This is a genomic window from Streptomyces iconiensis (assembly GCF_028657195.3).
Classification (GTDB): domain Bacteria; phylum Actinomycetota; class Actinomycetes; order Streptomycetales; family Streptomycetaceae; genus Streptomyces; species Streptomyces iconiensis.
Genome location: NZ_JANCPR020000011.1, coordinates 83,702 through 97,421 on the forward strand (window position 1 = coordinate 83,702; position 13,720 = coordinate 97,421).

At 69.9% G+C, this 13,720-nt stretch carries 8 protein-coding genes; 6 read left to right on the forward strand and 2 right to left on the reverse strand.

Annotation, left to right across the window (positions count from 1 at the left end; all coding sequences use genetic code 11):
• Window positions 1-103: 103 nt before the first annotated feature.
• From NMN56_RS13465 to NMN56_RS13485, 5 genes are all read left to right on the forward strand, one after another.
• Entirely contained in the window at window positions 104-874 is a 771-nt protein-coding gene (locus NMN56_RS13465) for a bestrophin-like domain (protein WP_274041161.1), read from the forward strand.
• Window positions 875-1,079: 205 nt separating this feature from the next.
• A complete protein-coding gene (locus tag NMN56_RS13470) occupies window positions 1,080-3,437 on the forward strand; it encodes a glycosyl hydrolase family 95 catalytic domain-containing protein (protein WP_274041162.1) in 2,358 nt (785 codons plus the stop codon).
• Entirely contained in the window at window positions 3,434-5,287 is a 1,854-nt protein-coding gene (locus tag NMN56_RS13475; RefSeq protein WP_274041163.1) for a hypothetical protein, read from the forward strand. The genes NMN56_RS13470 and NMN56_RS13475 overlap by 4 nt, the downstream gene beginning before the upstream one ends.
• A complete protein-coding gene (locus tag NMN56_RS13480) occupies window positions 5,284-7,647 on the forward strand; it encodes a glycosyl hydrolase family 95 catalytic domain-containing protein (protein WP_347178591.1) in 2,364 nt (787 codons plus the stop codon). The genes NMN56_RS13475 and NMN56_RS13480 overlap by 4 nt, the downstream gene beginning before the upstream one ends.
• A gap of 107 nt (window positions 7,648-7,754) precedes the next feature.
• Window positions 7,755-9,713 carry an alpha-L-fucosidase gene (locus NMN56_RS13485; protein WP_274041164.1) on the forward strand — a complete coding sequence of 653 codons (1,959 nt, stop codon included), beginning with the start codon at window positions 7,755-7,757 and terminating at the stop codon, window positions 9,711-9,713.
• Window positions 9,714-9,871: 158 nt separating this feature from the next.
• On the opposite strand, the gene NMN56_RS13490 is transcribed toward NMN56_RS13485, so the two are convergent.
• Both NMN56_RS13490 and NMN56_RS13495 read right to left on the reverse strand, forming a co-directional pair.
• Window positions 9,872-10,960 carry a glycoside hydrolase family 5 protein gene (locus tag NMN56_RS13490; RefSeq protein WP_274041165.1) on the reverse strand — a complete coding sequence of 363 codons (1,089 nt, stop codon included), beginning with the start codon at window positions 10,958-10,960 and terminating at the stop codon, window positions 9,872-9,874.
• A 202-nt stretch (window positions 10,961-11,162) separates the two neighbouring features.
• Window positions 11,163-12,050 (reverse strand): heparin lyase I family protein, encoded by an 888-nt coding sequence (locus tag NMN56_RS13495; RefSeq protein ID WP_274041166.1) that lies wholly within the window; start codon window positions 12,048-12,050, stop codon window positions 11,163-11,165.
• 197 nt (window positions 12,051-12,247) lie between these two features.
• On the opposite strand from NMN56_RS13495, the gene NMN56_RS13500 reads away from it, so the two are divergent.
• The gene (locus NMN56_RS13500; protein ID WP_274041167.1) at window positions 12,248-13,720 is read left to right on the forward strand and encodes an acyl-CoA synthetase; all 1,473 of its coding nucleotides are present in this window, start codon (window positions 12,248-12,250) and stop codon (window positions 13,718-13,720) included.

The following is a 13,720-nucleotide window of genomic DNA, read 5'->3' on the forward strand; positions in this document are numbered from 1 at the left end:
GGGAGAAGCGAAGACGACCCGGGTGTGACTCCTGCGGGTCCCCATATCTCCCCCAGCGGGCCTCCCAGGCCGTCGTGGGTGCGGGAGCGGTCTGGAGGGGCACGTGCCGGAGTGGTTGATTCTCGCTGTTCTTACGGTTCTGACCTGCGGTGTGGTCCTGGGGGTCGTTCTCCTCAGACAGCGGCGGGTGGGAGACCAGGATGATCCGTCCGAAACTCCGGACGTGATCGAGTACATGACGATGATGATCGGGGTGGTCTACGCGATCGTGCTCGGTCTCGCCATCGCGGGGGTGTGGGAGGCGCGGAACGCCGCCGATGCCGCCGTCACGCAGGAGGCGCAGGCGCTGCACGAGGTGAGTGAGCGTGTCCGCGCCTATCCCGCCGAGGAGCGCGAGCGGGTACGCGACGACGTGAACGCGTACGTGCGCTACACGGTGACCAAGGAGTGGCCGCGCATGGTCGAACAGGGCGCACTGTCCGACCATGCGCGGCTGCTGGGGAAGCTGCGTGCCGACGTGATGGCCTATGAGCCGTCCACATCGCTGCAGGCGCAGTCCCACCAGGCGGTGGTCGACCAGGTCGCCGAGGCAGACGCGGCGCGTACCGAGCGGGGTTCGAGCGCCGAGCCGACGATGCCGGGCGTGGTGTGGTTCGGGCTGCTCGCCGGGGCCGCGGTTTCGGTGGGGATGCTCTTCGCGCTCCAGATCCAGCGCTCGGGCAGAGAACTGGTGCTGGCGGGGCTGTTCAGCGCGCTGATCGCGTTCCTGCTGTTCTTGGTGTGGCACTTCGACGCGCCGTTCGCGCGGGGCCTTCAGGATGCGACGGAGGCGTTCACCACGCAGTTCCCGCAGGCGGCCCGCTCCTCGGGATGAGGATGGGTGCCTTCCTTGCACCCATCCGCTTAGGTCCGAGGAATCCTGCAGTTCAGCCCCCGGAGGTCCAACTTCCGGGGGTCTGCTCTGCATTGACGTCCGATGTTTGTGGTGCGAGAGGGCTTCCGCTCCGGCTGAGGCGGCTGCACTATGCGTGGTGGATTCACGGACACGAACCACCGGCGCATACGTGACTGGAGGCCACATGCCGAGCCATCCCCTCTCCCCGCCGTCACGAAGAGCCGTACTCGGCACGGCAGCCGCCGCGACCGCCACAGCGGCCGGAGCCGCGGGCACGGCGGGCCTGCTCCCCTCGCCCGCCCACGCTGACACCCCCGGCGCCGCCGCGCACCCGGGGAAACCGGACCCCGGGATCTGGCGGAGCGTCCTGCGGGACGCCGACCTGGTGTGGCGGCGGATGCCGAGCGCCTGGTACGAGGGCCCGTTCCTGGGCAACGCCCGGCTGGGCAACACGTTCTACGCCGAGCCAGGCTCCGGGGACCGGGCCGTGCGCGTCACCGTGCAGCACAGCGAAGTGCAGGACCACCGACCGGAGTTCGGTTCCCTCTTCGGCCTCGCCCGGCTGCCGATCGGCCATTTCACGCTGGAGCCCGCCGGGAAGATCACCGGGATCGACTGGCGCCTCGATCTCCACGGCGCTGAGCTGACCGGCACCGTCACCACCACGGTCGGTCGGCTCACTCTGCGGGCGCTCGTGCACAACTCCCGTTCCGTGCTCGCTGTCGAGATCAGCCCCAGCACGGGTGAGCGGGACTTCACCTGGACGTTCCATCCGGCCGAAGCGGTCAGTCCCCGCGCGGAGTTCAAGGAACCGCCCCAGGGCTACACCGCCAACCCGCCCGCGCGCACCGAGGAGCACAGCGGGGCCAAGGCCGCCGTGCAGCCCCTGCACGCCGGTGGGCAGCACACAACGGCGTGGCGCGAGGCCAGGGGGCGTGCGGAGACACGCACCCTGTACGTCACCGTCGCGCACTCGCACCCCTCCGACGGGGCACGTGAGGCAGCCCTGAAGGCGCTGCGGTCGGCCTCGGCGCGCTCCTACGACGCGCTCGCGGCCACGCACCGGGACTGGTGGCATGCCTACTACCGCAAGAGTTTTCTGTCGGTACCGGACGCCCGGCTTCAGCGCTTCTACTGGATCCAGCTCTACAAGGCGGCCTCTGCCGCGCGTGCCGACGCGCCTGTGATGGCCACCTGCGGCCCATGGCTGGAGCCCACGCCATGGCCGGCGACGTGGTGGAACCTCAACGTGCAACTGGAGTACTGGCTCGTCCACGGCTCCAACCACCTCGAACTGGACGCCGTCACCCGCGCGTTGGGCGAGCACCGCGACCAGCTCTCCGCCGCGCTCGCCCCGCCGTACCGCAAGGACTCGGCCGGCGTCCCGCGCACCACGGACGCACGGCTGCGGGGCGGCGCCGACGCGGTCAACGGCGGATACGGCGTGGGCATCCCGGGCCAGGCGCAGCCCACTCCCGAGGTTGGCAACCTCACCTGGGCGCTGCACAACGTGTGGCTCAGCTACCGGCACACGATGGACGAGAGCATCCTGCGTGAGACCCTCTTCCCGTTGCTGCGCCGGGCGGTCAGCTACTACCTGCACTTCCTGGAGCCAGGTTCCGACGGCCGCCTCCATCTGCCGCTGACGTACTCGCCCGAGTACCCGGAGTCGGGCCCCGACTGCAACTACGACCTGATGCTGCTGCGCTGGGGCTGCCGCACACTGCTGGACTCGGCGCAGGTCCTCGATGTGGACGACGCACTGGCTCCGCGCTGGCGCGAGGTGCTGAGGCGGCTGACGCCGTATCCGCGCGACGAGAACGGGTACATGATCGCGGCGGGTGTGCCCTTCGCACAGTCGCACCGGCACTACTCGCACCTGCTCGCGGTCTATCCGCTCCACGAGGTCACCTGGGAGCAGCCGGAACACCGGGAGGTCATCGAGACGTCGCTGGAGCACTGGGTCGGCTTCGAGGGCGCACTCCAGGGCTACACGTTCACCGGGGCCGCCTCCATGTCGGCGCAGATGGGGCGGGGTGACAAGGCGCTCGCGTATCTGGGCGAGCTGATGGAGCGGTTCATCCGGCCCAACACCATGTACAAGGAGTCGGGCCCGGTCATCGAGACGCCGCTGTCGGCGGCGCAGTCGCTGCACGACATGCTCTGCCAGAGCTGGGGCGGCACCGTGCGGGTCTTCCCCGCGGTTCCGGAGAAGTGGCGGGATGTGACACTGCACGACTTCCGTACGCAGGGCGCGTTCCTGCTGAGCGCCGTACGGAAGGGCGGGCGCACACGCTGGGTGCGGCTGCGCAGCGAGGCGGGAGCACCCTGCGTCGTGCGCCACTCGCTGCCCGGCGCCGTCGAGGTACGGGACACGCGGGGCCGCCCGCTGCCGTACGGGCAGGAGGGCGAGGGAACCGTCCGGATCGCGCTGCGCGCGGGCCAGGAGGCGGTGCTCACGGTCAGGGGTGAGCGGCCGGACATGCGGGTCGGTCCCGTCCGGCCGAACGCCGAGGCGCCGAAGTGGGGGTTGCCGTCATGAGCGGAAACCGCGCGGACGTCATGAGTGGGCCTCACACGGACAGGCGGACCGTACTCGGGGCCGCGGCGGGTGCCGGGGCCCTCCTCGCGCTGGGTGCGCGGCCCGCGCTCGCGGACGGCGCAGGCGATCCCGGCGGCCATGGTGGTAGCGGCGGCCCTGGTGGTCGCGGCGGCTCCGGTGAGGGGCGCAGGCTGCCGTTCCTGCTGGACATGGTGCACGCGAATCCGGGCGAGCCCATGACCGAGAGCCGCTACAACGACCCGCGTGTGCTGGCCTCCTACGACTACGACGGGCAGGTCATCAACGAGTTCAGGCCCCCGCACACGGCGCTGACGTTCGAGTCCGTCGACGAGCGGATCTTCCCGGCGGGTTCGGAGGGCCGCGCGTGGGTGGAGGACAACGCGCTGCGTGTGGAGGCGCACATCAGGCGGGCGCACGCCGCAGGGATCGCCTGCTACTTCTTCACCGACATCATCGTGCTGCCCAAGCGCCTGGTGGAGCTGTACGGCGAGGAGATCCTGGACACCGAGGGCCGGATCAGCCTGCACAGGCCGCGCACCGTGGAGATCCACCGGCTGATGCTGCGCGAGTTGTTCAGGCGCTTCCCCGGCATCGACGGACTGGTCATCCGCACCGGTGAGACCTATTTGCAGAACGTTCCGTTCCACACGGGCAACAACCCGGTCACCGAGGGAAGGTCCAGTCACGGTGTGCTCCTGGACCTGCTGCGGGAAGAAGTGTGCGTCCGCGCGGACAAGCGGCTCTTCTACCGCACCTGGAACACCGGTTCGGACGGCGGCCTGCGCGACAATCCGGCGTACTACAGGGACGTAACGGATCGCATAGAGCCGCACGAGAAGCTGCTGTTCGCCATCAAGCACACCGCCTCGGACTTCTGGCGCACCGTCCCGTTCAATCCGACGCTCGGCATCGGCCGCCACCGGCAGATCGTCGAGGTGCAGTGCCAGCGCGAGTACGAGGCCAAGGGCGCGTGCCCCGACTACATAGCCGACGGCGTCGTCAACGGCTTCGAGGAGTACCCGCACGACGGAAGCCCCCGCGGCCTCGCCGATCTGGTCGGTTCCTCCCAGCTCGCCGGGGTGTGGACGTGGTCGCGCGGCGGCGGCTGGCGCGGCCCGTACCTGACCAACGAGCTGTGGTGCGACCTGAACATGTGGGTCATGGCCCGCTGGACCCGGGGAACGGGGCGCGGCGAGGAGGGCGCCTTCGCGGAGTACGCGCGGCGTGCGGGGCTGCGTGGCGAGGACGCGGGCCGCTTCCGCGAACTGGCCCTGCTGTCCGCGGCGGGAACGCTACGGGGCCACTACGGCGCGCGCTTCCGTGTACGTGCCCTGACCTGGACACGGGATCAGTTCCTCGGCGGCTCGGACAAGGACCTCACGGGCGACTTCGGCAGGTTCGTGGACGACGGGCTCGTCGACGGCGCGCTCGCCGAGAAGGCACGCGCCGCGGACATCTGGCGGCGCGTCACACGGCTGGCCGACCGGATTCCGCTGCGCGACCGGGAGGACCGTGAGTATCTGCGCGTCTCGGCACGCTACGGGCAGTGCCTGTACTCCGTCATCGACCATGGATGGCAGGTGATGCTGCGCGGCTTCATGGGCGACCGTTCGGGGACGTATGAACGGGACACGATGGCGCGGCACATAGGGGCCTACGACCGGACGTGGCGGGAGTGGCGGCGCCTGGCCGAGCGGCACGAGGCGTGTGCGTCGCTGTACCAGCCGTACAGCTTCGGCAAGAAGGACGCCGACGGCGTCTACGAGGCCGATCCCGACCACGGCATCGGTCCGTCCGTCGACCGCTACAGGAAGGTACTGGCGCGGTGAGCGGCCAGGTGACGCGACGGCGCGTACTGGGCTCGGCCGCCGGTGCGACCGTCGCGCTGGGCACAGGTGGTGCCTGGACGGCGGCGTCGCGTACGGCCTGGGCCTCCGCCCCAGGGGCTTCACCCGACGGCACGGACGGCACGGACGGCGCCGGGAACGCCGGGGACGTGTGCCGCGCGTACGTGCGGGACGCGGCGATGCGGTGGCACCGTCTGCCGCGCGGCTGGCAGGAGGCGCCGTTCCTGGGGAACGGGGGGCTGGGGTGCCAGGTGTACGCGGGTGAGAGCGCCCGCACGCTCAAGGTGATGCTCAGCCACACCCGGGTCCAGGACCAGCGCGGCCAGTGGCGGGCCGGGACCGGCTATTCGCGGCTCCCCGTCGGGTACCTCACGCTCACCCTGGAGGGCGAGGTCAGCGGGGTGGACTGGACGCTCGACCTGTGGCAAGCGGAATTGCGCGGCACGGTCACCACCACACGGGGCAGCGTCGCCCTCCGGGCGCTCGTGCGTACCGACATCGACACGCTACTGGTGTCCACGTCCCCGAGCGGCGGTGAGGAGGGAGCCGCCTGGTCGTTCACCTGGCTGGAGGCCGGCACCACGCGCACGAGCGGCAAACCGGCGGACTACAGGCCCAACGACCCGCCGCGCACGGCCTCTTCGGGCGGCGTCGAGTTCTGCGAGCAGCCGCTGCTCGCGGGCGGCGGCTGGACGACGGCGTGGGCGGAGCAGAGGGCGGGCACAGGGCGGCTGCTGGCCGCGCATCTGGTCTACCGCTTCCCCGGCAAGGTGGCCGACGCGACGCGTGCGGCGGTCGGCGCCGTACGGCGCACGCTGGCCCGGCCTCCCGAGGAACCGGTGTCGCGGCACCGGGAGTGGTGGCACGCGTACTACAGGCGCAGCTTTCTGTCGGTGCCCGACAAGAGGGTGCAGCGCTTCTACGTGATCCAGCTCTACAAGCTCGCCTGCGCCACCCGCGCCGACGGGCCCGCGATCTCCGAGTGGGGCGCGTGGTTCCCGGAAGTGGGCAACAACTGGCCGGCGCTGTGGTGGAACCTGAACGTGCAGATCGGCATGGCACCGGTGCACGGGTCCAACCATCCCGAACTCGACTCCGTGACGGGGGCTTTCCGCCGCTTCGAGGACAACTTGCCGCTGTCGGTCCCCGAGGAGTACAGGGACGGGCACGGCTACGCGCTCGGCCATCCCTCCGACTGGCAGCTGCGCCCGGGTGCGCACGACGTCGGTGTGCCGGGAAGTGACCGCATCACCGACAACTTCGGCAATCTCATCTGGGGCCTGCACCACGTCTGGCTCGGCTACCGGCACTCCCTCGACCGGCGGGTACTGCGGGACGTGCTCGTGCCCGTTCTGGCCAAGGCCGTGCACTTCTACTCGCTCTTCCTGCACGAGGGGAGGGACGGGAAGCTGCACCTGCCGAAGACCCGCTCGCCCGAGTACGCGGACGCGGAGGACTGCACCTACGACCTGTCGCTCATCCGGTGGGCCGTGGCCACGCTCCTGGGGTCCACCAGGCTGCTGAGGTCCCCTGACCCGAGGGAGAAGCGGTGGCGTGACATCCACCGGCGTCTGACGCCGTACGCACGCGATCCCGAGCAGGGCGTCATAATCGGCGCTGCCGTACCGCTGGCCGGCTCGCACCGGCACCACTCGCATCTGCTGTGGCTGCATCCGCTGCGCGAGGCGAGCTGGGAGCGCGCGGGCGACCGTGAGGTGATGCGGCGCAGCATGGCGCACTGGGTGAGCATGCGCGAGCGCTGGCACGGCTACAGCTTCGCCGTGGGCTCCTCGATGTACTCGGCCATGGCCGAGCCCGAACGGGCCCTCGATCTCCTGACGTTCTTCACCGACCTCAACGCGGTCGACGACTGCCGCATGACGGTCAACACGATGTACCGGGAGGGGAAGAACCTCGCGCTGGAGAGCCCGCTGGCCGGGGCGCAGTCGATGCTCGACATGGCTGTGCAGAGCCATGACGGGGTGGTGCGGGTCTTCCCTTCGGTCTCCGAGCGCTGGCCTGACGCCTCTGTGGCCTCGCTGCGCGCGCAGGGCGGGTTCCTGGTCGACGCGGACCGCGCGGGCGGCCGTACGCGCTGGGTCAGGGTGCACAGCGAGGCGGGCGCTCCCCTGGTGCTCGACCACGGCATCCCGGGCTCCGTCGAGGTGCTGGACGAGCGCGGACGTCCGCTGCCCCGACGCGAGCGCGGGCACGGGCGGATCGCCGTCGACCTGCAGCGCGGCGCCTCAGCGCTCGTGGTCGCGCACGGGAAGAGGCCCGATGTCGCCCCGCGCGATGTTCCCCCGACAGGAGAAGCGGCGCCCTGGGGGCTCCCCGCGTGACCGGCCGCACATTGGCGCGCTCTCCCCCATATGCACTCGCAACCGCACCTCACCCGAAGCCCTAACCCGAAGCCGAAGCCCGAACAGATTCGACAAAGGAGTTCGCAATGCACCGTGCGGCACGAAATCGCGCCCGTACGCTGGGCGTTCTACTGGGAGCCGGAATGCTGGCCGCCACCTTGCCCTCGGTCTCCGGAGCAGCCGAGCCCGCCGCGCCCCGCGCGGGGGACGCGAGCGAAGCCCTGAACGCCGGGAGCACCGGGAGCACCGGGAGCACCGGGAGCACCGGAGACGGAAACGCCGGGAACGCCGGGAACGCTGACCGCGCCAAGGTGGCCGAGCGGGCCGGCGGGGGCCCGGGGACCAACTACGCCGTGGATGACGCCTTCACCTCGGACCGGACAAAATGGTGGCGGCAGGACCGGTTCGGGATGTTCATCCACTTCGGCGCCTACTCCAACCTGGAGGGCGAGTACACGAGACCGGACGGCACCGTCTGCCGTGACGCCGAGTGGATCATGCGCGAGTGCGACGTTCCCAAGGACGCGTACGAGAAGCAGGCCGCCGGCTTCAACCCGGCGGACTTCGACGCGAAGGCCGTGGTCAAGGCCGCGAAGGACGCGGGACAGCGGTACATCGTCATCACCTCCAAGCACCATGACGGCTACGCGATGTGGCCCACCAAGGTCAACAAGTGGAACCTGCGCGACCACTCCTCCTTCGACAAGCGGCGCGACATCATGCGTGAGCTGAAGAAGGAGGCCGACAAGGCGGGCATCAAGCTCGGCTTCTACTACTCGATCTGGGACTGGCACGACCCGGACTTCTCCGATCCCGCCACCTTCCCGAAGTACAAGAAGCGCATGTACGCGCAGCTCAAGGAACTGGTCGACAACTACGACCCGGCCATGCTGTGGTTCGACGGCGAATGGGACGCCGACAACCCGGTCAACCGCTGGTCCCCCAAGGACGGCGCCGAGCTGGAGACGTACGTCAAGGGCCTCAAGCCGGGCCTCCTGGTGAACAACAGGGTGGGCAAGCGGCGCGTCACCGACGGCGACTTCGGCACGCCGGAGCAGGAGATCCCCGAGGCCCCCGTGGACGGGCAGCCATGGGAGAGCTGCATGACCCTCAACGGGCACTGGGGGTACGCGCGTTACGACCACGACTGGAAGCCCGCCGCCGAGCTGACGCGCAATCTCCTGGCCACCGCGAGCAAAGGTGGCAACTACTTGCTCAACGTCGGCCCTGACAGCAAGGGCCGTGTCCCCCAGGAGTCGGTCACACGGCTGCGCGCCATGGGTGACTGGCTGCGCGCTCACCACCAGAGCAGGACGGTCTACGGCGCCGGGTACAGCGGCCTGGTCGAGGACCCCGAGTGGGGCGAGGTCTCCCGCGAAGGCTCCAAGAAGCTGCACGCCGCCGTGACGCGGTGGCCCAAGGACGGTGCGCCGCTGCATCTGAAGTCCAGGACACCGTTCGAAATCACCGGGGCACGGGTGCTGGGCAGCGACCAGAAGGTGACCGTGAAGAAGTCAGGTGACGGCTTCGACATCACGCCGTCCGGCGGCCCCGTCAACGACACCGCGACGGTCATCGAACTGGCGGTCAAGTCCGCTACGGGCAAGCGCGGCAGCGGCCAGGGCCTCACGGCGCAGATCTGGGACAACGACTCCTTCGAGGGAGAGCCCAAGGTCACCCGCACGGATCCGGCGGTCAACAACTCCTGGCGGTTCGACGGCTCTCCCGCGCGCTCCATAGGCGCCGACCACTTCAGCACCCGCTGGACGGGCTCCCTCCAGCCGCGCTACTCGGACACGTACACCTTCACCACCGTCTCGGACGACACGGCGAAGGTGTGGATCGACGGGAAGCTCGTCATCGACTCCGGAGTGCCGCACGACCCGCGTGTCGACAAGGGCGGGATACGGCTCAAGGGCGGCCAGAAGTACGACATCAAGGTCGAGCACAGGGAGCAGGGCGGCGAGGCCCATATGAAGCTCCTGTGGTCGAGCCCGAACCAGCAGCAGGAGATCGTGCCGCGCTCTCAGCTCTACGCGGACTGACGGCCGGCGGCGGGGCCCTGCCCCGCCCGTGACGGCTAACAACTGGCCACTTGCCACTGACGGCTGGCGGCTGAGGGATCAGTGAATGTGTCCGTGGCAGCCGGGCCGTGCGGAACGGTGCCCGAGTGGCGCCGTTCCGCACGGTCTGCCGCAAGCGGTCAGCCCCTGACGCGCTCGCGGATCCAGACGCCGGCTTCCTTCAGTACGCCGGCCCCTGTCCACTCGTCGCCGTCGCACGTGCCCGTCTTGAAGACGGCGCCCGAGCGGTCGTCGTCGGAGTAGTTCCAGTTGGTCCAGGAGATGTTCTTCTCCTTCATCAGGTCCAGGTACTTCTGCGACATCGCGAAGTCGTTCGCTCCCTCGCCCGCCGAGTTCTGGGTACCGAACTCGGTCACGAATACCGGCAGTTCGTCGGCCGCGCGGGACAGCGTCCGCAGGTACTCGTCGCCGTGCGAGGCGGCGTAGAAGTGGAAGGTGTACATGATGTTCCCGGCGTCGACGGGGTTCTCGACGACCTCTCGCTCATCGGCGCCGTCCGAGACGCCGAAGGAGGACCAGGCACGGGTGCCGACGAGGGCGACACCGTCGGGGTCGTGCCGCCGGATGACGGGAATGACCTCCTCCGCGTACGACTTGATGTCGGCCCACTCGACGCCGTTGGGTTCGTTGGCGATCTCGTAGAAGACGTTCGGCTGGTCCGCGTACTTCTTCGCCATGTCGGTGAAGAACTTCTTGGCCAGCTCCGTGTTGGCGTTGGGGTCGCCAGGGGTGAGCTGGTGCCAGTCGATGACGGCGTACATCCCGCGCTCGATGGCCTGGTCCACGATGCGCTGCGCGAGTTTCGTGAACTTCTCCGGGTCGGTCTCGTAGCCGTCCTCCTGCACATAGGTGGACACCCGCAGCACATCGGCGCCCCAGTCCTGTGCGAGCGCGTCGAGGGAGCCGTCGGTCACGCACTGCGCGTACCACTGCGTTCCGTGTGTGCTCATGCCCCGGAGCTGGACGGCCTTCCCGTCCTCGTTGCACAGCCGTTCGTCGCAGACCTTGAGCTTGCCGTTGCGCGCGACGGCTGACCCGGCGGGCGCGGCCGGGGTGGCCGCCTGTCCGCGCGCCCCGCCGCCCTCACCCGCGCTGGCGGTGAAGTACGGCTGGAGCACCAGGAGCAGGGCCGCCGCGAGCGCGCCCGCGAGGACGACCCAGGGCAGACGCCGGCGCGTTAAAGCGTGCGAGGGAGAGGAGCGCGGCATGGGGGTGCCTCCTGTCTCGGTGGGGGGTCTTCTCGGTGGGGGGTCTTCTCGGTGGGGGTTCTTCTCAGTGGGGTTCTTCTTGAGGGCTTCTCTGGGGGCGTGGGGAGTGTGCCGCCGGCAGGAGATGTGGGTTCGTACCGGGCCGCTGGGACGCGTCGGGAACGGGCGGGGTGTACGGGTGGATGCGATCCGGTGCGGTGGCTCAGGGCGCCACGTCGTCGTAACTGCCGCCGACCTTCGCGCTGTTGAGGTACGCGGTGGCGGGGCCCTTGACACCGTCGGAGCGGTAGACGCCCCACTTGTCGGTCACCCAGTCCGCGCGCAGGGTCGCGCCCTTGAACGAGTTGGCGCCCTTGAGCTGCTGCTTCTCTCCGTTGACCCAGAACTCGACCTTGCCCTTGTCCGGGTCGGAGGAGATGGTGAGGCCGACGACGAAGTCGTACCAGTGGCCGGTCTTCAGGCCGGTGTTCCACAGCTCGGTGGTCTTCAGGTCCGGGTCGCTGTATTCGAGGTCGACGGTGCCGTTGCCCCGGGCCCGCAGGGACAGCGGTGGGGTCGCGGCGCCGCTGCCGTAGTCCTTGAGCTGCCAGAGCGCGACCCAGTTCTTCCCGGCCGTGGGCAGCGGGTCCCACAGGGACCGCCAGCCGACATGGACGGTGTCGCCTTCCTGGAAGCGCAGCCGTTCGCCGTCCGGTGTGCGGTGACCACGCGTCTCGACGCGTACGCGTTCGTCCGGGTCGGTCTTCTCGCCCGAGGTGTGGAGCTTGTACGTCCTGCCGTGACGGCCCGCCGGATCGTCGACGACGCTGATCTCGCCGGGCTTTGTCTCCACGCCCTCGAACACCTTGGTACCGCGCGCCGGATCGGCCTCCCACTGCGCTGCCTGGGCCCGTGGAGACCGGATCCCGGAAGAACCGGCCGACTCCTGTCCGGGCTTTTCGGGGGAGGCCGAGGCGTTCCAGGTGCCGAGCGCCGCGAGGGATGTGGTGGCGGCAACTCCCGCCAGGAGCAGGGACTTCCGGCGCCTGCGCGGCGTGCGGTGTGGGGGTGTGCCGGTCACGGCGGCCGTGGCCCTGGGGTCCGTTCGCATCTCGGATCTCCGATTGTGGGGGACATGACACCCCATAGAAGAGGTGGGGGTGGCGGGAAAGTTAGGGTTGTTTCCTATTGCCGTCAAGGGCAACAGGAAACTTTCCTTACTTTCTCCTCGCCTCCTCCCTACCCGAACCGGGGGAACCGGGTGAGATGCTGGCGGCCCAGAGGCGAGAGATCACAAAGGAGTCCCGGGTGTCCCTGCTCTTCCCCGCGTTGCACACGGCGTCCTCGCACACCGCGTTGCGCTTCGGCGACCGAGCACTGAGTTATCACCAGCTCGCCGCCGCGGCGAGCAGCCTGGCAGCGCGGCTCGACCCGGCCTCACGCGTCGCCGTCTGGGCGACCTCCGGCCCCGAGACGGCCGTCGCCGTGGTCGCCGCGCTCCTGGCCGGTGTGCCCGCCGTGCCGGTGAACCCGAAGAGCGGCGAGAGCGAGCTGGCGCACATCATCGGCGACAGCGGCCCCTCACTGTTGCTGGCCGAGCCCGGGGCCCCGCTCCCCGAACCGCTCGCCGGACTGCCCCGCATCGAGACCGACCTGACGGACGACGAGGGGGGCGCCGACCCGGGCTCCGCCTGGAGGCTGCCGCCGGAGCCGAACGCGGGGAGCGCCGCGCTCATCGTCTACACCTCGGGAACGACCGGCCCGCCCAAGGGCGTCGTCCTCTCGCGCCGGGCGATCTCCAGCAACCTGGACGCGCTGGAGGACGCGTGGCAATGGACGGCCGACGACGTGCTCGTACACGCGTTGCCCCTCTTCCACGTCCACGGCCTGGTACTCGGCCTGCTCGGACCGCTGCGGCGCGGCGGAACGCTGCGCCACCTGGGGCACTTCACCCCGGAGGGTGTGACGGCCGAACTGTCCAGCGGCGGCACGATGCTGTTCGGGGTGCCGACGATGTACCACCGGCTCGCCGAAGCCTGCGGGAGCGACCCGGACCTCGTCGCCGCGCTGGCCGGTGCGCGCGTCCTGGTGTCCGGCTCGGCCGCGCTGCCCGCGCACGACCACGAGCGCCTCACGGCCGCGACGGGCAAGCGCGTCATCGAGCGCTACGGCATGACCGAGACGCTGATGAACACCAGCGTGCGCGTGGACGGCGAGGACATCTCACCGCCCGGCACGGTAGGCGTGCCCCTGCGTGACGTGGACATCCGGTTGATGGACGACACCGGCGAGCGCGTTGCGGCCGAGGACACCGAAACGGTCGGCGAACTCCAGGTGCGCGGCCCGAACTTGTTCACCGAGTACCTCAACCGTCCCGACGCCACGAGCGAGGCGTTCGACGGCGGCTGGTTCCGTACGGGCGACATGGCGACACGGGCGACCGGCGGCTCCTTCCGTATCGTCGGCCGCAGGGCCACCGACCTGATCAAGAGCGGCGGCTTCAAGATCGGCGCCGGGGAGATCGAGAACGTCCTCCTCGGGCATCCCATGGTCGCCGAGGTCGCCGTCACCGGCGAGCCCGACGACGACCTCGGCGAACGCGTCGTCGCCTGGATCGTGCCCGTCCACCCTCAGTCGCCGCCCGCCGAGCGCGAGTTGGCCGACATGGTCGCCGGCCAGCTCGCCCCGCACAAGCGTCCGCGCGTGGTGCGCTACCTTGACGCGCTGCCCCGTAACGACATGGGCAAGATCCTCAAGCGGGACCTCCCCGAAGGGGGCTGA

What these genes read in the sequence shown, in the direction of transcription:
- NMN56_RS13470 (WP_274041162.1), top strand. Translation starts at nt 1,080, where the DNA reads ATGCCGAGCCATCCCCTCTCCCCGCCGTCACGAAGAGCCGTACTCGGC.
- NMN56_RS13475 (WP_274041163.1), top strand. Translation starts at nt 3,434, where the DNA reads ATGAGCGGAAACCGCGCGGACGTCATGAGTGGGCCTCACACGGACAGG.
- NMN56_RS13485 (WP_274041164.1), top strand. Translation starts at nt 7,755, where the DNA reads ATGCACCGTGCGGCACGAAATCGCGCCCGTACGCTGGGCGTTCTACTG.
- NMN56_RS13490 (WP_274041165.1), bottom strand. Translation starts at nt 10,960, where the DNA reads ATGCCGCGCTCCTCTCCCTCGCACGCTTTAACGCGCCGGCGTCTGCCC.
- NMN56_RS13495 (WP_274041166.1), bottom strand. Translation starts at nt 12,050, where the DNA reads ATGCGAACGGACCCCAGGGCCACGGCCGCCGTGACCGGCACACCCCCA.